The following is a 23,723-nucleotide window of genomic DNA, read 5'->3' on the forward strand; positions in this document are numbered from 1 at the left end:
CTTATTCTACCCCTTGAAAACATAAACTCTCCTTCAAACCATTCATCCAAGAGATAGGAATTATACAATCATGTTGCAGCCGACCTACGACAATAGCCGGATGAATACCTATACGTTCAGCAAAATCAACAACATCAGCTTTAGATTTAAGTTGCGCTAATTCTCTGTCGTACTGAGGTGGTATCAAAATTTCACGCGACCATTGATTTGCTTCGCGTTCTGGTTCAGATGCCAAACTTTCCCCACCATCCCATTCATCCAGAAAAATATTTTCTTTATCATGTAGTAGGATATGTGCTGCTTCATGGAAGAAATTAAACCAGAAGCGGTCATTGGTCTTACCATAAAGTGAAAGTTGAATCAATGCCTTGTGGGGATTTAGCCACCGTGCTACACCACTGACGTGCGCTCTCTTAATTGCTGGTACTAAAACAAGTACAACCCCTGCTTCTCGGCACAACTGTTGCATCTGTGGTTCAAATTCATCTGGTGGTAACACTGTCAAAGAGCGAATTTCCCGCACTACTTTTTCAAACTTTGGTTTACTGTATTTGGGACAGTCTAGTTTTTCTGCTTCTATTTCACCCAAACGTAACCAAGCAGAAATAGCAGCAACATCACTTTGTTCGTCGCGAGTACGACGAAAGAAAATTTCCATACCTGCATAGTAACTTCGCCACTCGTCCGGCGAAGCCACACCGAAAAAATGTAATAACTTTTTTACCAAGCTAGGTTTATTCTTGGCAATTAAATTGCACTTGGGAATTACACCTTGGTTCATCAATTCTTTGACTGGTAACTGATCTAACCAAGATGTCCAACCCTTTAAGCGGTTTTCTTCTTCTATCCGTGCTAAAGCAGCGCGATATTGGGCTTCACGATTGAGCCAGAATGCTGCTGTACTCCCTAAAACCCGTTCCAACTTCATGGCAGTTTCTTCATTAATGGGTGCTTTGCCATTAATTAACTGACTGATATGTTTCGTGGTATAGCCTAAACGCTCTGCTAACTGCACTTGTGTCCAATCACGCTCTTCTAAGAAATCAGCGATAGTATCACCAGGGGGAGAAACCCAATCTGGTGTAAAGGGACGGGTTGTCTTAATCATGGTAATCTCCGATGAAAACAATACAAACAGCAGTGACTTTTGACCAATCAATGCTTCCATCCTCATTCAAGGGGATGGGTTCGTTATCTGGCTTAAATACAAGTCGTGTACCACCTTCTAGGTCTACTGCAAATTCACCTGCTCTATCTCCCGTTAAGGGATGGGGACGACCCATAACTAATTCCGTGACACAACTAACAGCAGCAAGATCCGCCAATCGGGTTCTCAATTTCTTGGCACAGTTTGCACCCAATTTTCTTTGCGCTAGGTCTTGTTGCTCGCATAGTTTTTGTAGTTTGCGATCGCCGAAAGTGATTTCCATTCGTTAATAGACTAATACAAGTTTACCACTTTGGTAAACAAATTTGTTATGTCCAGAGAACATATCATATCAATGATGCTTTACCATTTTGGTAAATAAATTTTTTATACTATTGTTGCCAACTAGGTTTTAGCTAATACTTTACCATTCCAGTAAATAAATTAGTTTACAAGGAATCCAGCATATCAACTAAGGCATCCATTTCTTGCCAAAAAGCTCTACTACCTTGTTCCCAGTCTGCCCAAACTTCTGCTAGCGTCTTGAGATCCTCAGTTTGGCTATTGGCTGTTTTTCGTCGCACATAAAGCGGGATGGATAAGCTATAGTCCTGGGCAGCAATTTCCTCTAAAGTAGCAACTGTAGCAAAGCCAGGGTCATTAATGTAACTTTGATACGCACTGAAAATACGTGACTGATGTTCTGGTTTGAGAAAACTTTGTCCTTGCACACGAGCTACTTCATGAACAGCATCAATAAATAAAATCTGCCCTTGACGTTTTGGTGGCTTGCGAGTACGGCAAATAATAATACAAGCTTCCATTGGCGAATTGTAAAACAGGTTTGCTCCTAAACCAAGGACACATTCCACCAAATCAGCTTCAACCAACTTTTTACGCATTTCAGCTTCTTCTTTACGGAACAGTACCCCATGCGGAAAAAGAATGGCACAGCGTCCCGTTTCTGGGTCAAGACTTTTCAAAATATGCTGAAAAAAGGCATAGTCAGCCCTTCCTTGAGGCGGTGTTCCTAAAAAATTACGCTGCCAAGGGTCACTTTGAAACTTTTCCCGGTTCCACTGTTTAATAGAGTAGGGGGGATTGGCAAGAACTACATCAAAAGTTTTTAGTTGATCGTCTTCACTAAAAGCGGGATTGTCCAAGGTATCACCACGCATGACTTGATAATCATCTACACCGTGCAGCACCAAATTCATGCGAGCAATAGAAGCAGTCATGTGGTTACGTTCCTGTCCATAAAGCTTGAGGGTGCGATGTTCTCCACCTGTACGCTTCACCTCAGTTAACGCCGAAATTAACATTCCTCCTGTACCGCAGGTAGGATCGTAAATGCGATCGCCAGATTTCGGTGCAAGCATCTGCACCATTAAATGTACAACTGTACGGTTGGTGTAAAATTCTTGTGCTGTATGTCCACTGTCATCAGCAAATTGCTTAATTAAATACTCGTAAGCATTACCTAATTCATCTTCAGGAACATTAGCTAGGGACAGCACCACACTTGAGAAATGTTCAATCAGCTCTTTAATATCAAAATCTGAAAGACGTTCCTTATTTGTCCAAGGAGCATCACCAAAAATACCATCTAAACGACCAGGGTTAGCGGTTTCAATGCTCCGCATGGCATCTTGTAAAGCTTTACCAACATCCTTGGCAACAACGCGGACATCTTTCCAGTGTGATCCATCAGGGATAATAAAGCGATCATTGGCAGTGTCACGAGCATAATTAGCATCACTTGTGTCAGCCAGTGCTTTGGCAAATTCCTCATCCCAAACATCAGATAGGCGTTTGTAAAACAGCAAGGGAAAGACATATTGTTTGTAGTCCCCGGCATCAACTAGCCCACGCAGAATGGTAGCTGCTCCCCACAGATAACTTTCTATAGCTTGTTGTGTAATTTGTTCGTTCACTCCAGCCACCCCCCTTCCAGCATTACTTGGTGCAGACGTTCCTCAGCTTCTCGGCATTGTACCAAAGCATCTTTAAAAGATGCGATCGCATCTTCTAAGGGAGGAATATCTGCTCCTATAGGCGGTAAGACATAACGCGAGATATTCAGTGTCCATCCTTCCTTTTCAATTTCCTCCAAGGAAACAACCCGTGCGCGATCCTCAACATCTGTAAATTCTTGATACCAACGCAGAATTTCTGAGGTGTGTTCTGACTCTAAAAAGTTTTGGGCACGTCCTTTACGGAACAGGGTTGAAGCATCGATAATTAATACCTTACCTGCTCGTGCTTTAGCTTTATGCTGACGCAGTACCAAGATACAAGCAGCTAAACCAGTGCCATAAAATAAGTTTGGTGCTAATCCAATCACTGCCTCAATCATGTCCATTTCCAGCAGGGTGCGTCTAATTTGCCCTTCTACCCCACCACGAAATAATGCACCTTGAGGTAACACAACTGCCATCCTTCCATGTGGCTTTGCCATTGACTTGATCATGTGTTGTACCCAGGCAAAATCACCACTACTATCTGTAGGTAGACCTGCAAAAGCTCGTCCCCAGGGGTCAACCTCCCAAACTTCCCGTCCCCACTTTTCTAAAGAAAATGGCGGATTAGCAATTACCACATCAAATTCAGCTAAACTATGCGTATCTGGGTTGGTGAAGAAAGGTGTACGCAGTGTATCACCACGTTCAATGACAAAATCTTCCACTTCGTGAAGGAATAAATTCATGCGAGCAGTGGAAGCAGTTGTTAAATTCTTCTCTTGCCCATATAACTTGCCAAAGAATGTCCTTGCATCTCCACCTTTATTGCGTAAATGGGTGACAGCAGCAAGTAGCATTCCTCCTGTACCACAAGCTGGATCGTAAACTGTTTCCCCTTCTTGGGGATCTAACATATCTACCATCAGATGTACTACACTACGTGGGGTGTAAAATTCCCCAGCTTTATTCTTGGTAGTATCAGCAAACTTCTTGATCAAGTATTCATAGGCATCGCCCATGACATGGCTGTGGACACGCTTGTTGCTAAGGTTAAGAGCAGAGAAGTGTTCAATAAGGTCTTTTAGCAGTTGATCAGACAGCTTTTCCTTGTTTGTCCACTGAGCATCCCCAAATACACCGTATAGATGTTTCTGGTTGGCAACTTCAATATTACGTAGGGCATTTTGTAGAACAGTACCCACATTACTAGATGCCTCACGCACGTCTTGCCAGTGGCTACCTTCAGGAATTTGAAAGCGATGTTCGTCGGGAAAGTGTTCTCCGTATTCTTCAATCATTGTTTGACGTTCTTCGTCCCAGACATCGCAAATGCGCTTGAAGAACAGCAATGGCAGAATGTAACTCTTCCAGTCGGTGCGATCCACGGGACTTCCACGCAGAATATTCGCTGCTTCCCACAAATGAGATGACAACTCCGGCAAGGTGATGGAAGTTTCAAATAATGTTCCCTGGATCATGTTGCTCTGTACTAAAATGGGCAGGAGTTTCCTGGACTTAGTTTTATCAGCATAAACTCTTGCCAAGATTTTTCCTGGCGATAACAACTTTAACTTGTTTTTACCTACGATAATCTGCTGTTTACTCTTACCACAACCATGCAGATTTGTGGATTTTGGTGATATTCAATAATTAAATAAATACTAAAAAAACGTTGCCACCTTGAAAGGTGTAGTACGCTAATTCCTATTTTGCCTTAAATTTTATTTAATTACTTAAGCTCATAGGTCAAATAATACGTGCCTGTGTCTAGAAGATGAAATCATTGCTAGAGTGTATCTACCCAAAGAATATGGTTCATGCGATCGCCACACCCAAAAGCAGCAATGATGTTTATTAAATAAAATTAGGTGAAATATGAAGCAGCTATATGATGTAATTCTAGACGAAACTATCTATGAAATATTTGATAATAATGGTTGTTCGAGAGAAGTACCATTGAGAGAATTTCTAGCACTATCATCTGCGAAAGTAGTTGCTGATGACAGATTATTGGGTATCAAACGTCAACACATACCTTTTAAATTAATTAATTTACCTGATAAAACTCAAACTGCTGATTTTTGCCATTTAGCTAACGCTATCAGCAATATTGCTGTCTTTGATGTTGCCCCTGATAATGAAGACCAAGGTATTTGGATGCGCTGTGTTCAACTATATTGGCAAGCAAAAGCTATATTGTTGCCCAATAAGATATTTCGTCTAATTCCAGATCCAACTCAACCTGGGGGTTCAATTGAACAAATATTACCACCAGAAGCTCTAAAAAATTTAAAACTAGAGACTGAAGCTGACAAAGCTATGTATGACCTGTTTAAAGCAGGAGAACCTGAAATTATTTCTTGGGCAGAAAGCAAAAATATTGAATATCCCTTTGCGAACTTTCAAGAACTATTTATTCGTATGCTCAAATCTAGATTTACAAGAAGTGTGCAAGAAGAAGCATTCCGAATAAAATCATATTGGACAAATCAGAGAAATAATAAACAACACTATCGTCGCTGGCTAAAATATCTTAGCAATCATGATCTAGGTCAAGATATTGAACAAAAATACTACCAGATACTTATGGATATGAAGTGGGAAGGCTACCCACTGATAGCATTGAGATCTCAACAATCAAACATAAAATTTAAAAAACTTTGGCAAGTATACCTAAAAACACACAGAGCGTTAATAGAGATAATTGACACTAATCTCTACTGGCAGGGTAGTATCCCTTACCAAACTAAAAGTACAAACCAAAGAGTTGCTGTTCATGGAACTGTAACCCAATCAGGCTATTTTGAATGGGATTGGCAGTAACATGAAATATTCTTTCACAAGCCACTTAATAGTACTTAACTAATTTAGCCAAAACTCCCACTCTTGTTATTACTCTGATATCAAAATATCAGGGTATTTTTTTGTAGATAGGAATAACCAAGTACTTAGAGTGTAGGAATAATTTTAATAAATTATGGATAAATTTGGATACTTTAATTGTTTAAAAATCAGATTTTATTGTTACGAAAACAGCTTTTTTGTGCATACCCAGTTGGTGCTGGATATGCACAAAATTCGTATTATTCTTATAAATAAGAACTAAAATATTGAGGCTAAAGTAATGCAAAAAACAAGAATTGTAGGCTATGCCAGAGTATCATCCCGCGAACAAGCTGTTGATTCTCAAGCTCTAGAACAACAAATAGCAAGACTAAGATCCGCTGGAGCCACTGAAATTTTTCAAGATATTCAATCAGGTAGTAATGATGATAGAAAGTCTCTAAAAAAACTGATGGATTTAGTCCGTGCAAAAGAACTTGACGAAGTGATTATTACCCGTATAGATAGGTTGGCAAGGTCATTACCCAAACTACGCGAGTGTATAGATATCTATCAACAAGCACGAGTAAATCTTAAAATCTTAGACCAGCAAATAGATTTGAATACTTCCCAAGGGAAGTTAATGGTCAATGTTTTAGGTTCTCTTGCTGAATGGGAAACAGATCTTTTATCAGAACGTATTAGACATGGTAAAGAATACCGTCGAAGTAAACAAGCAGCCAGCGAATCTTTTCCTTGGGGCTATCAAGTAGTTGATGGTAGATATCAGCTAAATAACCGCTTATTTCTTTGCCTTATATCAGACAGACCTGCTAATTATTTAGAGCTTTACCATGAAGATGAATTAACTAAGCTTTCGAGCTTAACTATTAAACAAATAGCTAGAGATTGTATTGACATTTTTCTAGAAAAGAAAGGACTAAGCCGTGCTTTAAAAGCCATATTCAATAAGTATGGCATTAGCAAAAGAAATTCTAAGAGAAATAGTCACGACAGTATATTACATTGGACAATTGCTGGCTTTACAAATTGGTTGACTAACCCTGTTTTATGTGGACATACTGCTTATTTTCAACGTATTACTATTAGTAAAGGTAAAAGAAAAAAAAATAAGCCAGAAAATTGGCAGATTATTCATGACACTCATCCAGAGCATAGACTCATTACTAATGAAGAATTAGCAGAAATTAAACAAATTCTAGACTTCAACTCTAAAACTGGAGGTTTTGGCTTTAACCAAAATTTAGATAGCCCTATTGTTTATCGAAAATATACCTATCAGACAGGCTTAGTCTTTTGTGCAGAATGTGGATCAAAGTGTATTACTAAAAGCGGTAAATCAAAAGAACAAGGAAAATATTACTATTTTGCTTGTAGATATGCGGGTATGGGTTGCTCAAATAAGAAATCTACCCGCAAACAAAATATTGAAGATGCTCTCATTAATACGTTAGTGCAGCGTTCATATATGCTAGCAAATGAGTCACTAGATAAGCAACCAAGCATAGAACAAGAAAAGTCAGAAAATTTAAAGTTGTTGGAATCTCGTTTAGAAGCTTTAGAGCAAATTCCTGGTTTTGATCCTGATATTGAGAAAGTAAAAGATAAAGTTCGTCAACAGATAGCAGAAGAAATTAACCCCTTCATATCTGATGTAGTAACCCAAAGAACAACTGAGGAAATAATTATTGCTGGGAATAATTTAGCAATATGGCACACACTGTCACCAGACAATAAAGTGAAAATCTATCATCAAATTGTCCAGAAGATACTTATCTACAATGGACAGATTGAATCAGTAACCTTGAAAATTTAGTAACCATTGGAGATATATATGAAGATTAAGGATGAGTTTTTGTTAAATAAGCTTAGATGTGAGCTAGCAATGCAGCAAGCATTACAGGAATGGCAAGTAAAACCACAAATTTATGGTATGGAATGCCCCAAATGCAAATCTAATCAGATTTGGAGATGTGGAATCAGTGAAGGGGTACAAAGATATCAATGTAAGAATTGCCAACGACGCTTTCAAAACAGACTACAACTTGTATGTGATTGTTTAATTCCAGGCAAACAAGTAAAGTGTCAAGATTGTCCTCAATTTAAGGAGTTTTTAGAGATTGTTAAACAAAAGGTAGACACCTTAATTGATCTAAGTGAAATCGATTTAGAAAAGCTTGAATCCGAGGCATGAATATTCACTAGTGTATGTTTAGCAGCGTCATCAGATAGTAATGAGATACTCAAGTCTTGCGATCGCATCATCCAAGCTTCTGAGCAGCAACTGAGCGATGTGCTTGTGAGATGCTCAAGAGTTGATTGTGCTATGTTTGGCAACGTTATCAGATTAGCTATCAGATACTCCAGTCTTGTGATCGCATCATCTCAGCTTCTAACAAGTTTCTTGTAGTATTCTATGTATTCTTCGTCATCTTCCATTAGTTGAGCTATCTGCTGGCGGTACAGTAGACATACAATTAGATAAAAATCGTTCAGTTCTTGTTCTTCTAAATCCTTTATAAACATGAGAAATTCAGGCAATTGATCTATCTCAGGTAATGCATTTGCATAAAGCTCTTTTCCGTAATTTAGCAATGAAGAAAAATCTATATTACCTCTTCCAGTAGAATTGCTTTCATACTTACGAAGACCTTTAGTTAACTGTTTCCAATTTTCCATGCTGTATAAAGTGCCTCTAGCATGAAGCTTTGCCAACACACGTAAACCTATTTTGTATTCTTTATTTAAGCTACCTACCACGCCAGTTATTAAAACAATTAGCTGTAGTCTTGAAGGTTTGCTTTTGCAGTCTTCTTGATCGGAACGCTCATCATCAAACTCTGCTCCTGGTGTTGGCTTGGAGGTGTTCTCACAGGATTCTCTGCCTGTTTCTGCTCTTTCTGTTCGCTTTTTTCTGTCTGTTTCTGCTCTTTCTGTGGGTGTTGGGGGTTGAACAAAGGATTCTCCCTCTGGCTTTGACCTATTAACAGCACTGCTAATATTACTGCCACCAGAAATAACATTACCAAAATTAATTTCTTCCTTCTCCAGGATTCCTCTGGAGGAGGAGACTTTTTTTCTCGCTCATACGCCTCCCAAGCTTCATTCTTCAATTTCCCGGACAAACCTCGCCAAACTTTTGCTTCTCGAAAAACTTCTTTAGTAACAAAGTCACTTACCACAATAAGAACACCTTCTTCTTGGAGTAAACTCTGACTTGTCAACTCCTTTATAAGATCAGCTTTCAACTCTTCATTATTTGTACCTATCTTGTCAATATGATCATCACTCTTACCATTCACAAGTAGCAAACTTTCATCTTTTTCAAGCTGTTCAAGTCTGCTAATGTTTATATAAAAACCATGTTCATTTTCGGGAGTTGCAGTTATGACTGAGGAAATCTCATTCTGCAACCTGTCATCCAAAGCACGAATTATCAATTTGCGTATGACGTTCTCCTCTCTTGAAAGAGACTTACTGCTACTCAACCAAGCTACAGAATGATAAATTGCTCCGCCAGGAGCATCCCATTCTGCTTTGATACCAGTTAATAGAAGTAGTAGTTGTTCCTTAGATCTCACAACTATGATAGAAGGTTGTTCGCAATCATAAAAATGTGTTATGTAAAAAACTGATTTATTATTTCCATAAATAACTGGACGTAAAGGATGCAATATAGAGGGTTCATCTGTCTTTTGATTATTTTTGACCCAAGTATATTCCTGTGACCATTTTTCGCCTCTACTTTGTACAAAGATATCCATAAATTTAGGTTTAACTATTTAGTAAGCTTCCCCCGCTAACAATTCTAAAAGCGCCTTCCTGCTTGCAACTTTGAGAGAATTGTGCCAATCCTGACTTCATCAATATGATCTGTTTCGTCAGATTTTCTTTTTCTTGTCTTGCCCCTGAGGGAGGGCATAAGCCACCTTCTTCAATTTTTTGGTTAATCTCATTAAATCGAACAAGATTTTCTTTATTGATACGAGCCAGTGCAAAGCGAGCTATATACCTGAGTAATTGATCTCCATCCTGTGGTTTATATTCGCCTTTAGTATTAACGTATGTCGGTCGGATTCCTTTATTAGGATCTTTTTTAAAGCCAGTAAATACTGCCCCCCCAATTGTTTGAACTGGTGCTATAACAACACAATTCTTTCTTAAATCAGGTTCTGCACTGAGATATTGAAGTAGATTTTCATATACATCTTCTACTTTCCTTCTGAGTTCTTCACCTCTTTGTTCTTGAATATATTTTTCACACTTAACAGGTGATAAGATAACCAATCTGGGGGTATTTCTATTCATCTCTGACCTGAAAATATTTTCAATGCCCTCAGGATTATTCCATTCATCGATCAACTTAGCCCACTCACCTTCACTTTCCATCAGAGATGGTGAGTCAATAGGAATAATGACAGCAACACATGTATTTAACCACTCTCGTACCGTTGCTGCATCAGAAGTACTCGAATCCATTAGTCTACCACCTTGGTAATCCAAAAATTCCAATTGAAAAAGCATTTGCTCATTCGAGTACATTTGAAATAAAAAGGTACGTAATACATTCGTGGGTGCAATTGCATCACCAAAAATATATTCAGTTGCACATTTCAAGTTATCTTCTGCTTTACTCAGAAGTTGAGATGTTAGATCATTTCCAGGTTTTATTTGGAATTGATAATTTCCAGCAAGCTCTTTTTGAGTTGCTCTGTACATAGAAGCTAAAAGACTTGTCTTACCAACTCGTTGATAACCAAGCATTAAAACTCTAAAAGTAGTCATAATACACCTTCCAAATTGCAGATTCGCTGTAATTTCGTTATAGAGTTTCTCGCTTGCTCCACGGCGTTAGATAATTTGTCTCTCAACTCAATCTCTTGCTCAAGTTTTCCGAAATCTTCTGCCCAAATTTTTCTTTTATGGGGTTCTAGAAAGTCTTGCCATTCACCTGAAACAATTCCTCTACCCTGTTCGTCCGAAGCATAAAATACTAAATCAATAAACTCCTCCAAAGCTGCTAGCACAGCATTATTTGGAGAAAAGTCATCTGTAGCATCTCCACCAAGCAAAGCAAGTAGCTTAGACTTAGCTGATATACAGCTTGCTTCTAGAGCTTGGTAAAATAATTCTGCTGTTACTGGTTTGCTGGAATTACTGCTGTCTGGTTTTAAATTATTTTTCCGGGGATCTAGAATTTCTAGCCCTTCATAAATCTTAACTCTAATTAACCAAAAGTAAGCTAATTCAAATTCTTTGAGCATTTGAAATGCTAACTTGAGCATTGGACAAGTTTTTGGAATTAAATGATAAATATTTTCAATGAAATCACTGCCCTCTCTGTTTGATAACCTGTCTAATCCAATTTTATGGAACTCATCTGCAACAATCTTTTTTAATTCATCTACCAATGGACTAAGATGAATATCAAGGTCTTGAAAGTGCCGCCATCCTTGTACACGAAGTTCTCCTAATATTTCTATAAATACTTTGTCGTAGGTTTCTTTCGGCGTTCTTCGTAACTCAATTTCTGGTGCAGAAGGAATGCTAAACTCAAGAGCATTGACCTTATCTCTCACTATTTTCTTAACTGATGAAATATCTTGCCTGTTAAAAAAATACTGTTGCATTTGCTTGAATGCATTACTCAGTTTTGGCACAAAGTCCTTCTCGAACAGTTTTCTGTATTTTTGGCTAGAAATGTCTATATTTCCAGATGATTCTACGTTAATTCTATGCAGAATATCAGAGGTCTGGGCACATTGTTCAAGAATACTATTAAACCTATGTTGTGTGTCATCCCAATCAAGAGAAGAAATTTTTTCAGCTAAATAATTAATAGTGGGATCGACTACTTGAGATTGAACTTGCTCAGGCTTAGAGCAATTAGCAACGAAAACTTTAGCGAAAGTTAAAGTCCACTCAGCTAGCTTATCTGGCTGAGAAAGTCTTTGACAAGCTTGAGAGTTATTACCGTCGTCGTTTAGCACTAATAGACATCTCTTATCCGCCTGTCCAATTCCTTTCTGCATTAGACTGAAAAAGTTAGTGTGCCTCGCCTGATAAGTAAATTCGTTAGGTCTTGGGAGAATAAGACAAATTACAATATCTGCACTTTTACGAAGGATTTCTACCAAGTTCTCTTCTTCTCTACTTCGTAATTCTCCCAACCCAGGAGTATCTAACAAAGCAATTTGACCAACATCATGATTGGGAAATTTTGTATATATTATGGCATTTTTTACAGACCGATATATATCAATCGGTTGTTTATTTATATCTACCTGAGCAATGTATTGCCGAATATTATTCTCTGCAACTTTTATCGGCTTTTGGTTTAAGTAATTTTTATATTTAGAGTATTTTTCATAATATGCTAAAAGACGCTTGTACTTTGTCTGTTCGACTGCATCTTGTATTGGAAACGAAGGTTGCTTCCATGCGTCCAAACTTATTGGCTTATCTGTTAAGTTTAATTCACTGTAATAAGGTTGAATTACTTCCTTAAGGAAAACATCACTAGAGTAAAACTCTATCTCTCCATAGGTTTCAGTACTTTCATGATTATAAATGGTAGATGATGCACCTGTGCATAATTCTTCTGATGAAGGAATTACCTCCTCCCTTAGTTCAGTAACTGCACGGATAAAAGTGCTTTTTCCTTCCTTTGGAAGACCAGCCACAGCAATTTTTAGAGGGGGTTTAGAGAAACGTTCGTATAAGTAAAAAAGATGTTCTAGCTGAGAATTTAGAGTTGACTGAATGTCTTTAGTAACAATAATTTCATTTATTGCAATTTTCTTGAGATTTTCAGAAGATGCACTAAGTCTCCGATACTCTGGAATCAAGTCTTCAAGTAAGCTCAACGCTGATAATAGTTCTTGAACATAGTTACGTGCTTGGTCAATTTTTTGAGACAAAGGTTTGCGTTTCTCAAGTATCTCAGCTATGCGTTCCCTTCTAGTAGGAGGTTGATTTTCACCTATTTCACTCATACTTTCTTATCCGCCTTAATAATTGAGTATTATTTTACACACTCAATTCGAGTTATAGCTGATTATACTTAAAATGTAAATATTCAAAAGTGCCATGCCAGCTAATACTTCACAAAGAGCGAATTGCGTTAGCTCCTAAAAGCAAGAGATAAGCTGTTCCATATTTAACTTGCATATATTGGGCGGGCAAGATGCCCACCCCACAATAAATATATAATTTCAGATTATGCAAACTAGATGTGGTTTAGCTTACTATATCTTTGAAGCAAGCACAGACAGAAATACCATTACTTAATTCTGATGAATTTGTTCCTAATACGATAGTTAAAAATTTAACTTCTAATATTGGGTATTAATTAAACCTACTGTCACTTTCCGGTATGGTGATGCCTAGAAGCCTTATGAGGTAATCAATACAAGCTATACTTTTAGAAAAAAATGGGTCTTGTATTTGTTATTAGAAAAGAATCGCGCGATCGCTTGCTATATAGAAGCTCTAGAATTCAGCAATGGCAAATGTTTTCGGGGTGCAACAGAATAGGGATAAATAAACAGGACATTTGAAATCGCATTAAAGCCCGAAATACAATCCTTTTGACTTTTGACTTCCGCGCAGAGGTACTAGGAATTTATGTGATTGCCTCCCATCTGTGCAGCTTCTCATGGTGTGTGGATTTAAGGAACATATTCTTGTGGGGAGCCTTAACATCAATCATCTTGATGTAATTTCAGGTTCTACAGTTTTCTTGCTCCTAAAGTCTAAAAGAGTTATAGAACCTGATGGTAATCTTTACATTGCAATTTTAGGAAAGCTCGGGTGGTCTGAGATTTGTAAAGTTGGTTGCACCATAATGGTTGTCGATCATTTTGGCTGAAGTTCCAGTCCATCTACCAATCGCAGTGCTATTAATATGTGCTTCCACACATAAACTAATAAAGGTATGTCGTGTCTGGTAGCTTTTACGATAAGGGACATTACACTTATCTAAGATTGACTTCCATGCACGATTAGCAAAGTTGTGATGGTCAATAAATTTTCCTTTCGGACTTATAAACAGTAGAGATTCAGGGTTATCTCCCTCAGGTCTAATTTCATCTAAAATTGCTTTTACCTCTGCATTAATTGGAAAATCCCGTTTTCTTTGGGTTTTCAGTCCTTCTTTGAGGACTAAGCCATCTTCAGAGACAACAACAGATTCTCGAAACTGAATCACACTATTAGTAATGTTCCTCCATTTCAAAGCAACTGCTTCCGATGGTCTGCACCCCGTGAAGAAAAGGAAGCGCACATAGTTCGTGTAATGGCTATAGTAGCGATCGCTAGCGAAAGTGCTAATAATTAAATCTCTCTCTTCCTTGGTAAAAGGATTAACGTCCTGTTCCTCGGAAGTACCCTTAGGGACTTTGATTTTCATAGTGGCAAAAGGGTTAGTGTCGATTAATCCCTCATCCATTGCCCAATTACAGCAAGCTTTCAGTTGGGTTAAGCACCGCTTTGCCGCATCTGGAGTGAGATTCGATAACAGATGATCTCGAATAGCAGATGCCTCATCTAGCGATCGCGTAGGTAACTTAGCAATGTGATTACGGTGCTTAGAGAAGTCTTTGGCATAAGTACTGGGGCTAACTTGCGGTTTTTTAAATTCACTATACTTGTCCCAAAGTTCGTCTAATTGAGGTTGAGACTTTCTAATGGGTGTAATGGGTGTAATCGTGCTTAAAGCAGATTGAGCTTGGTACTTCTCTAGAGTGAGGTCTAATCGTTCACAGAGTATATCTTTCTCTATCTCGGATGCCTTCATCTCTGCCAATTTGCGGTTAGCGGGAGTATCAGCTAAACCCGTAGAGATGTAATAACGCTTGCCTTGATATCTAAATCGTAATTGCAACCGTTCATTAGAGTTAATGATCGATACAGAACCCTTAGATGCTCGTCCTGTAGGAGTTTTGGAGAACATAGGTTTACAAGGTGTAATTACTCCTCTACTCTAGCTCTTTTACACCCAATTTACACCCAATTTGTCTCTAAAGGTATCCAAAAATGTCCAAAATTGGCATACAAAATAGAACATATGTTCTATATCTATCAGGACTTAGAAACAATAAAACCCTTGAAATTCAATGATTTCAAGGGTTTTTTGATTATGCCAGGAACCAGACTTGAACTGGTGACACGAGGATTTTCAGTCCTCTGCTCTACCGACTGAGCTATCCCGGCGGGCGCTTTTGTTAGCCACGATTAATAAATGTAGCAAACTTATAACGATTGTGCAAGGGCAAAACGGAAAAAAGTTTTATGCTGCTTTCATTGTCAACTTGATCCAGACGAAAACAGCGACAAATACGAGAAACTGAACCAGGACGATACTGGGGCCAGAGGCTAAGTTAAATAGTCCTGAAACTATCATGCCGACAACGCTGCTACTAGAACCGATAATCACTGACAAGATTAGGAAGCGGCTAAAATGGTGACTCATTAATTTAGCAGTGGCAGCAGGAATTACCAAAAAGGCGTTTACTAGCAATACGCCAACAGCTTTGATGGCTACAGCTACAGCTAAGGAGAGCAATATCACAAATCCATAGCGGTGCAACTGGACTGGAATGCCTTGTACCTGGGCTACATCTGCGTTGAGAGTCAATAAAATTTGCTGTTGCAGGGTTGATAACAAGAAAATACTGCTGCCTAGGAGTAAAAGCAGGGTTAACATTAAATCCGTGCCATCAATTGCCAGAATATCGCCAAATAACACGCCCATCAAATTACCGCGATAGCCTTTGATGAGGCTGGTGAGAATCACACCGATCGCTAATGCTCCTGAGAGAACTATACTAAGTACGCTATCGCTCGCTAAATCGGTTTTGTCGATTAAATAGAGGACAATCACACCGAAAACTAAGGTAAATGGCAGCAACATCCATGTAGGATTTAACTGAAGCAATACTCCTAATGCCACACCGACTAAGGCTGCATGACCAACCGCATGGCTAAAAAAGGAAAGCTGGCGCAAGGTAACAAAACAGCCTAATAAACCACCAAGTATTCCCATCATCACAGCACCTGCGATCGCACGCTGCATAAAGGGAAACTGTAACAATTTCACCAAGTCCTGAGCATCGCTGACAGCTAGCCAAGTTATCTGGCAATCTGTGAATAAATTCATTTGTAAGCTTTTTAACTGATTAGCCTTTTATTTATCACAGATTGCTCGGTAATTTTATTATTTTTGAATTGTGCATTGATTTAGTGGTGATGTTGATAACGACTGAAACCAGGCCCATAGGTTGCTAATAGGTTTTGCGGTGAAAGTGCAATTTCTGGTTTTCCAGTACAAACCACAGTTTGATTCAGGCAAAGAATGCGATCGCAATGGCGGCTGACCATATCAATATCATGAGAAACTTGCAATATTGTCCAACCTTCCTGTTGCTTTAACTCATTTAATAAAATATAAAAATCTGCTGCACCTTGTACATCAACTCCGGCGAAGGCTTCATCTAGTACCAAGAGTTTGCGAGGTGTTACTAAACAATAAGCTAATAATACTCGCTTGAGTTGACCACCGCTCAAAGTTCCGATAGCTTGATTGCGTAGATGATAAGCGTCAGTTCGCTTTAAAGCTTGCGCGATCGCTGCTGATTTATCTGGTTCTTTTCTCAATAATTTTTTGAATAATGAACCTTTTTTTTGTTTTTGTCTAAAAGTTCTCATCCACCCCAGTCCTACCAATTCGCTGACGGAAATGGGAAAGCTGCGATCAAAAATCAAATTTTGCGGCATGTAGCCTAATAACTGGCGTAAATTCCCTAAATTTTTGATTGGTTGACCAAATATTTCTACATAGCCATTACTGTGAGGAATTAAATTTAAAATAGCTTTTACTAAAGTACTTTTACCTGCACCATTTGGCCCCACTATAGCTGTATCTGTGCCAGGAAATAATTCAAAAGAAACATCTCTTAAGGCTAAGTAATTGCCTTGGTATACAGTTAATCCTTCTACTTTTAAAACAGGGGAGGTTATTGCTTGTTGGTCATTTAGCATAGATGATTGAGGATTGGGGATTGGGGAACTCGGGGCCCCCTCTGGGGATAAGGGGTAATGGGGACTGGGGATTGGGGAACTCGGGGCCCCCTCTGGGGATAAGGGGTAATGGGGATTGGGGACTGGGGAATTGGCAAGGCAGGGAGTAGGGGGAAATTGTTAACTCCAATTACCAATTACCAATTACCAATTACCCAATAACAAATGACAAATGACAAATGACAAACCACTATTTACAAGCTGTCGACAAGTTTTGCAAATTAGCTTTCATCGCCTGGAAATAATGTTGCGGATCTGTCTCACCATTTTCTAAAGAATCTAGGGTTTGCAAATTTAACTTTAAGTCTTGAGATAGACTTTTCAGTAATTTGTTATCGATTCCTGGTTCGCTGAATAAGGCTTTAACTTTATATTTTTTTACTGCATTAACTGCATTTTGTACATCGCTTGGTGAAAGTTGGTCTTCCGGGATTTCTACGACTGCAAGTTGCTTAAGGTTATAACGTTGGGCTAAATATGGAAAGGCATCATGAAAGGTGATAAAGGTGCAGTTAGGATTTTTCTGCAAAGTTTGTTGAAATTCGCTATTTAAGCTGTCTAATTTTTGGATATAAGCTGTGGCGTTCGCTTCGTAGGTAGCTTTATTTTTGGGATCGGCTGCAATCAATCCATCCCGGATATTTGTTACTTGCTGTTTTGCCAAAACTGGATCTAGCCAAACGTGAGGATTACCCTCAGTATGTTCGTGATCGTGGTCTTTTTCCTCTTTCCCTGTGCTGACGATGGGAGAAATCTCTGCGAGAGGTTTAATCCCTTTACTGGCATCAATTTCAGTTAATTTGGGATTTTGGGCATTTTTGACAGTTTGTTCGAGAAATTCTTCTAAGCCTAAACCATTTTTGACTAGTACATTAGCAGTGGCGATCGCTTTGACATTTTCTGGTTTGGCTTGATACTCATGAACCTCCGTACCTGGGGGTACTAAAATTTCTACCTCTGCTGCATCCCCAGCCACAGCTTTTGTAAACAAATACATTGGTAAAAATGTCGTTACTACTTTAGTTTTTTTAGCAGGCGGCGATACATTAGATGCTGCTTGCTGATTTGCAGGTGATTGGTTACAACCAGAAGCAATGGATAGCATTACCAGAGCAATTAAAGGCAGAATACCATTTCTTTGTCTGCCTATTTTAGGTTCTATATGATTGCGAACCACAGTGTTTTCCCCTCCGGAAAGTAGCAGACGCTGCTTTCGTGAAAATTTTTATCGACAAAGCTCAGTCATGAGTACTGAAAAAGTATTTTTCAGTACTCATGTACTTAATAACAGACACCCTTACTAGACACAGCACGGGCTAAACACCCCGCTACCAGGGCTTTTAATTCACTACTCTTGCTAATGAGTTGAATCTAAATCAATATTATAATAATTCTCATTCTCAAGCAATTAAGGTGTCAGCAATTACTTCCACGTCAATTTAGAGCGCAAATAATTCATGATGATTCTTTGACGGAATCTTATATAAAAAAATGTCGGCTCCTGGTAAGATACTGAGAATAGTTTTTAATAAACCTGGTGAAACAGCAGGGTAGTAAAGCTATTTACTATCAATAGGTGTGAGGAAAAAAATGCGGAAAGTATGGAAGTCTCTGCTGGCTGGTTCAGCAGTTGGCGGTGCAATGCTATTTTTAGGTGCAGCAGCCGTTGCGGGTGAAATTAGTGAGCCGCTTGTTGCAGCTGACCAAAAACAAGAGATTGAGAATTCCCCGCAACAACAGGTAATGTCCCAAGTTACCTCAGTATCTCAACTATCAGATGTGCAACCTACCGATTGGGCATTTCAAGCATTGCAATCGTTGGTAGAACGTTATGGTTGTATTGCAGGCTATCCCAACGGCACATTTCGGGGTAACCGCGCACTCACAAGATATGAGTTTGCTGCTGGTTTAAATGCTTGTCTCAATCGTGTGAATGAACTGATTGCGACTAGCACTGCGGAGTTAGTCACCAAAGAAGATTTAGCCACACTGCAAAGATTGCAAGAGAATTTCTCAGCAGAACTGGCGACCTTACGAGGTCGAGTAGATGCATTAGAAGCGAAAACTGCAGAGTTAGAAGCGAATCAATTTTCCACTACTTCCAAACTGCAAGGAGAAGTTGTGGCTGTAGTTAGCGATGTGTTCTCAGGTAGCCAAGTCAACGGTGAAGAAATCACAGACCAGAATACAACTTTAGGGGCACGGGCAAGAATCGAATTTGTGACTAGCTTCACAGGCAAAGATACACTGTTCACGAGAATTCAAGTAAATAATATTCTCAGCCCTAATATTGGCACACCAGAAGGTAGCTTGTTCTTTGCTGGGGAAGATGGTAATACGAATGCATTTATCGATGCCCTATATTACCAATTTCCTATTGGCGAAAAATTACAAGTAATTGCCTTAGCTAATGCTGGGGCGGCAGATGACATTACTGATACAATTAATCTCTTTGATGGGGATGGTAGCTTTGGTGCCTTATCTACATTTGGGACTCGCAACTCCATTTATTATCAGATGGATGGTGCTGGCTTAGGTATTAACTATGATTTTAGTGAGCAATTAGCATTGAGTTTGGGGTATTTAAGCAGTGCAGCTAATGATCCCACTCCTGGAAATGGTTTATTTAATGGTGCATATGGTGCTTTAGCCCAACTCACATTTAAACCAAGCGATCGCTTAAAGGTTGGCTTCACCTACATCAATGCTTACAATCAAGAATTGGGAACAGGAAGCAACCGCGCCAACGTAAGTTCGTTTCTCGGTGGAGTTGTGCAAAATCTCACAGGAAGTGAAGAAGCGATTCCTGTACCAACTATTAGTAATTCCTACGGCTTACAAGCGTCTTTCGCCCTCAGTGAAAAATTTGTGCTGGGTGGTTGGGTAGGATATACTAACACGCGTAACTTATCCACAGCCGGAGACATCATCAACCGAGGTAGTGTTGATATCTGGAACTGGGCTGTGACGTTAGGATTACCAGACTTGGGTAAAAAAGGCAACTTAGCAGGTTTCATCTTTGGTATGGAACCAAAGGTTACAAGTTCCAACGTTAGCGGACTGGAGAAAGACCCGAGTACTTCTTATCATATTGAAGCTTTCTACCAGTACAAGGTCAGCGACAATATCACCATTACCCCTGGAGTAATTTGGTTGACAGCACCAGATCATAATGAGCAAAACGATAATGTTGTGATTGGTGCGCTCAGAACGACATTCAGTTTCTAGCTGTTCACAAAAGACGCAGCTTTCAATAGATAAACCCGGTAGGAGCTAAGATAATCAGACCGCCTACCGGGGTTTTTAGTATTTTCTGGCCATGTTTGATCAGGTTAGCGCTTATTTGTTAATAAATAATGCTTTATCCTCATTTAAGGTAACTAAATTGTGCATCATTAGTCTTTAAGAAGAGTCAAGAAATAGGTTAAGTTGTCGTTAACAGAAAACTATCGTCTACCAACCACTGCATGAGTTCCGTCGATCAAAAAAAACTCATACAGAAACCAACTTGCAGATAGTTAAGCGTAAATTTTGTTCAAATTAGATATTTTTGGGGAATCCTCATTAAAGAGGGCAAAGTTTTTGCTAGTACCAGCCAGCGAATTTAAAGCCGTGCCAATAGCCCTCACCATCCAAAACTCTATCGACAAAGGGATTTTGGGTATGGCAGAGAGTTCAATGCCCAAAACCCCAAGTCGGTAGTGAGCAACCTCTACTAGTAGTACACCAAGGCAACTTGGCGGGGGAAAGGGGAAAGGTTTTTGTCCCTTACCCTTTTCCCTTTAACCTTTACCCAACCTCCACCTAACATTTTTGGGTTGGCAAACTACTAGTTATCAGGGTACATAATTTGGCACCGACTGTTGATGAACCAAAATTTCTAACTTATGAAGAACCAGCCATCATCCAGTAAATTCCGGGTATTGCCATTACAACTTGTTCTTATTGTTCCTTTTGTGGTGCAAGTGTTTGGCGCAGTGGGATTGGTGGGATATTTGTCCTTCAAAAACGGTGAAAAAGCGGTTCAGGAGCTAGCAGCACAGTTAATGAAACGCACTAGTAGTGAGGTAGATAATCATTTAAATGCTTATCTATCGATTCCCCATAAAGTAACTCAAATTAATGCTGATGTGCTTCGTATGGGTTTGCTAAATATACGCGATCGCAAAACCATTGGTAAGTTCTTCTGGCACGAAATGCAAGCTTATGACTTAACTTACATCGGTCTGTATTTTCCCAACGGCGAAGGATCTGGAGCCGCTCGTTTTGATGGCAAAACGATCACTATTGATGATATGGTCACCAAAACACCCAGTGTTGCCAAAAATTCTACAACCTATTTGACAGACAACGATGGTAACCCTACTCAAATCCTAGCAGCCGTTAATTGGGATGTTCTCAATCAACCTGCATACACTGAACCAGTAAAAGCCGGAAAATTCATCTGGAATCCTATCTATACATATTACGATCCCGCCTATCCTCCCTATATTTCGGCAGCAGCAGGTCGGCCAGTTTATGATTCTAGGAAAAATTTGATTGGCGTAGTAGGGGTTGAAATCCACCTCTTGAAGTTAAGCGAATTTTTGCGAACGTTAGATATTAGTCGTGCTGGGCAAGTGTTGATTATAGAGCGGGATGGAATGTTAGTTGCCAATTCTGCACCAGAACAACCTTTTAATGTAGTCAACAACCAAACTAAGCGCCTAAAAGCAACAGAGAGTCCCAATTCTGTAGTGCAAGGTATTGCTAAGGAACTGCAAAAAAGCATTCCCAACTTACAATCCATCACCAATACACAACAGATGAAATTCCACTTTCAGGGAGAAAATTACTATGTGCATATTGCTCCCTGGCACGATGAATATGGCTTGAATTGGTTGGTCGTGACTAGCGTGCCAGAAAGTAGCTTTATGGCACAGATTAACACTAATACTCAAACAACTATCTTACTTTGTGTTGGGGCGTTGGGGGTGGCAACGGTGGTTGGGTTATTGACCTCTCGCTGGATTGCACGTCCCATCCTCCGCCTCAATCAAGCCAGCCAGGCAATGGCACTGGGTAATTTAGACCAGACAGTCAAAGATGGCAAAATCCAAGAATTCAATATTCTCGCCCATTCTTTTAACCACATGGCAGGGCAATTGCGTGACTCATTCACTGCTTTAGAAAAAAGTAATGCAGAACTAGAAGCACGGGTGGAAGAACGTACCGCCGAACTGCAACAGGCAAAGCAAGCCGCCGAAGCTGCAAACCACAGCAAGAGTAAATTTCTTGCTAATATGAACCACGAACTACGAACCCCACTCAACGGTATCCTTGGCTATGCCCAGATTCTTCAACGCGATCCAGCGACAACCGAAAAGCAACAAAAGGGATTAGGCGTGATTCATCAGTGCGGTTCCCATCTGTTGACGCTGATCAATGACATTTTGGATCTATCTAAATTGGAAGTGCAGAAGATGGATCTCTATCCTCAAGATTTCCATTTAGCTAACTTCCTCAGCACCACAGTAGAAATTTGTCGCATTAAAGCCGAGCAAAAGGGGGTAGCCTTCAATTACCACCCTGCTGCTAATTTACCAATTGCTATTTATGCTGATGATAAACGCCTACGGCAAGTATTGCTTAACCTCCTCAGCAATGCGGTGAAATTTACCGACTTTGGCAGCGTGAGTTTTAGCGTAGAGGCATTAGAGAATCAGGAAATTGGCGATCGCCTGTCTACGAGAATCCGCTTCCAGGTAGCAGATACAGGTATTGGTATAGCAGCAGAAAAACTCGCTGCTATCTTTTTACCCTTTGAACAAGCCGGGAAACGCGATCGCAATAGTGAAGGTACTGGCTTAGGGTTGGCTATCAGTCAGCAAATTGTAGAGATGATGGGTGGCACAATTCATGTAAAAAGCATTCTTGGTAAAGGTAGCACCTTCTGGTTTGAAATCGATTTACTCACTGCAGCCGATTGGCTTTCCCAAAATGGGACTAACCATCAAAAGGTAATTGGCTATCAAGGCGAACGGCGCAAAATTTTAGTGATTGACGATCACCGAGAGAATCGTGCTGTGGTAATTGGAATGCTGGAACCCCTGGGTTTCAAGATGATGGAGGCAGACAATGGCCAGACGGGATTAGATAAAGCAATCCAGATGCATCCAGATTTGATTATTACCGATATCATGATGTCACAGATGAATGGTCTGGAAATGACTCGCCGCCTGCGCCAACTGTCAGATTTTGCCCAACTACCAATTATCGCTTCTCCTGCCAGCTTATCTCAGGTGGATATGCAAGAAACGGTGGACGCAGGTTGTAATAGCTTTTTCCCCAAGCCCATTGAATTCACTGGATTGTTGCGTGAGTTGCAGCGCTACCTAGAATTACATTGGATTTACGAAACTCCAACGCAGACAGATGCAACCTCTGCTGAAGAAGACAATCCCACAGATTGGCTTGTACCAGCATCAGCAGAATTGATAGTCATGTATCAAGCAGCACAGGACGGTTTTATGGCAGACATCCAGCAGGAAGCCAACCGACTGAAGCAACTCAATCCCCAATATGCACCCTTTGCGAACAAGCTACTAGATTTGAGTCAGAAGTTTGATGATGAGGGCATTATTAATTTGCTACAAGCAAATATGTAGTTATACATAGTAGAATTGACCGTTAAAAATGTCCGTTTTTATTTT

At 39.7% G+C, this 23,723-nt stretch carries 17 protein-coding genes and 1 tRNA gene; 5 read left to right on the top strand and 13 right to left on the bottom strand.

Annotated elements, in window-relative coordinates:
- Position 1 precedes the first annotated feature (1 nt).
- The 4 genes from HGR01_RS30525 to HGR01_RS30540 form a co-directional block, all read right to left on the bottom strand.
- Positions 2-1,108, bottom strand: coding sequence for a HigA family addiction module antitoxin (locus HGR01_RS30525; RefSeq protein ID WP_045868479.1), 1,107 nt, complete (start codon positions 1,106-1,108; stop codon positions 2-4).
- On the bottom strand, positions 1,101-1,430 hold the full coding sequence (locus HGR01_RS30530; protein WP_045868478.1) for a type II toxin-antitoxin system RelE/ParE family toxin: 330 nt from the start codon (positions 1,428-1,430) through the stop codon (positions 1,101-1,103). The genes HGR01_RS30525 and HGR01_RS30530 overlap by 8 nt, the downstream gene beginning before the upstream one ends.
- Before the next feature lie 166 nt (positions 1,431-1,596).
- A complete protein-coding gene (locus tag HGR01_RS30535; RefSeq protein WP_045868925.1) occupies positions 1,597-3,081 on the bottom strand; it encodes a type I restriction-modification system subunit M in 1,485 nt (494 codons plus the stop codon).
- On the bottom strand, positions 3,078-4,652 hold the full coding sequence (locus HGR01_RS30540) for a type I restriction-modification system subunit M (protein WP_264264219.1): 1,575 nt from the start codon (positions 4,650-4,652) through the stop codon (positions 3,078-3,080). The genes HGR01_RS30535 and HGR01_RS30540 overlap by 4 nt, the downstream gene beginning before the upstream one ends.
- 331 nt (positions 4,653-4,983) lie before the next feature.
- Here HGR01_RS30540 and HGR01_RS30545 point away from each other — a divergent pair, with 331 nt between their 5' ends.
- From HGR01_RS30545 to HGR01_RS42010, 3 genes are all read left to right on the top strand, one after another.
- On the top strand, positions 4,984-5,931 hold the full coding sequence (locus tag HGR01_RS30545; protein ID WP_045868476.1) for a hypothetical protein: 948 nt from the start codon (positions 4,984-4,986) through the stop codon (positions 5,929-5,931).
- A 301-nt stretch (positions 5,932-6,232) separates the two neighbouring features.
- Positions 6,233-7,768 carry a fdxN element excision recombinase XisF gene (gene xisF / locus HGR01_RS30550; protein WP_045868475.1) on the top strand — a complete coding sequence of 512 codons (1,536 nt, stop codon included), beginning with the start codon at positions 6,233-6,235 and terminating at the stop codon, positions 7,766-7,768.
- Between the two features lie 18 nt (positions 7,769-7,786).
- Positions 7,787-8,146, top strand: a complete 360-nt coding sequence (locus HGR01_RS42010) for a hypothetical protein (protein WP_045868474.1) — start codon at positions 7,787-7,789, stop codon at positions 8,144-8,146.
- 191 nt (positions 8,147-8,337) lie between these two features.
- On the opposite strand, the gene HGR01_RS30560 is transcribed toward HGR01_RS42010, so the two are convergent.
- From HGR01_RS30560 to HGR01_RS30600, 9 genes are all read right to left on the bottom strand, one after another.
- Complete coding sequence (locus HGR01_RS30560) at positions 8,338-8,712, bottom strand: hypothetical protein (RefSeq protein WP_096621870.1); 375 nt, start codon at positions 8,710-8,712, stop codon at positions 8,338-8,340.
- A gap of 17 nt (positions 8,713-8,729) precedes the next feature.
- Entirely contained in the window at positions 8,730-9,716 is a 987-nt protein-coding gene (locus HGR01_RS30565) for a hypothetical protein (RefSeq protein ID WP_045868472.1), read from the bottom strand.
- Positions 9,717-9,726: 10 nt separating this feature from the next.
- A complete protein-coding gene (locus tag HGR01_RS30570; RefSeq protein ID WP_045868471.1) occupies positions 9,727-10,737 on the bottom strand; it encodes a hypothetical protein in 1,011 nt (336 codons plus the stop codon).
- On the bottom strand, positions 10,734-12,947 hold the full coding sequence (locus HGR01_RS30575) for a dynamin family protein (RefSeq protein ID WP_045868470.1): 2,214 nt from the start codon (positions 12,945-12,947) through the stop codon (positions 10,734-10,736). The genes HGR01_RS30570 and HGR01_RS30575 overlap by 4 nt, the downstream gene beginning before the upstream one ends.
- Positions 12,948-13,750: 803 nt before the next feature.
- On the bottom strand, positions 13,751-14,905 hold the full coding sequence (locus HGR01_RS30580) for a site-specific integrase (RefSeq protein WP_045868469.1): 1,155 nt from the start codon (positions 14,903-14,905) through the stop codon (positions 13,751-13,753).
- A 187-nt stretch (positions 14,906-15,092) separates the two neighbouring features.
- A tRNA-Phe gene (locus tag HGR01_RS30585) sits at positions 15,093-15,165 on the bottom strand.
- A gap of 76 nt (positions 15,166-15,241) precedes the next feature.
- Positions 15,242-16,111: a metal ABC transporter permease gene (locus HGR01_RS30590; protein ID WP_045868468.1), complete on the bottom strand. Its 870-nt coding sequence runs from the start codon at positions 16,109-16,111 to the stop codon at positions 15,242-15,244.
- A gap of 80 nt (positions 16,112-16,191) precedes the next feature.
- Positions 16,192-16,971, bottom strand: a complete 780-nt coding sequence (locus HGR01_RS30595) for a metal ABC transporter ATP-binding protein (protein WP_045868924.1) — start codon at positions 16,969-16,971, stop codon at positions 16,192-16,194.
- Positions 16,972-17,221: 250 nt separating this feature from the next.
- Complete coding sequence (locus tag HGR01_RS30600) at positions 17,222-18,136, bottom strand: metal ABC transporter substrate-binding protein (RefSeq protein ID WP_081583930.1); 915 nt, start codon at positions 18,134-18,136, stop codon at positions 17,222-17,224.
- A gap of 485 nt (positions 18,137-18,621) precedes the next feature.
- Between HGR01_RS30600 and HGR01_RS30605 the strand changes: the two genes are divergently transcribed.
- Positions 18,622-20,259, top strand: coding sequence for an iron uptake porin (locus HGR01_RS30605; protein WP_045868466.1), 1,638 nt, complete (start codon positions 18,622-18,624; stop codon positions 20,257-20,259).
- A gap of 659 nt (positions 20,260-20,918) precedes the next feature.
- Positions 20,919-23,678 (top strand): hybrid sensor histidine kinase/response regulator, encoded by a 2,760-nt coding sequence (locus HGR01_RS30610; RefSeq protein WP_045868465.1) that lies wholly within the window; start codon positions 20,919-20,921, stop codon positions 23,676-23,678.
- The last annotated feature ends 45 nt before the right edge of the window (positions 23,679-23,723 follow it).

The organism is Tolypothrix sp. PCC 7712, from assembly GCF_025860405.1.
Lineage (GTDB): Bacteria > Cyanobacteriota > Cyanobacteriia > Cyanobacteriales > Nostocaceae > Aulosira > Aulosira diplosiphon.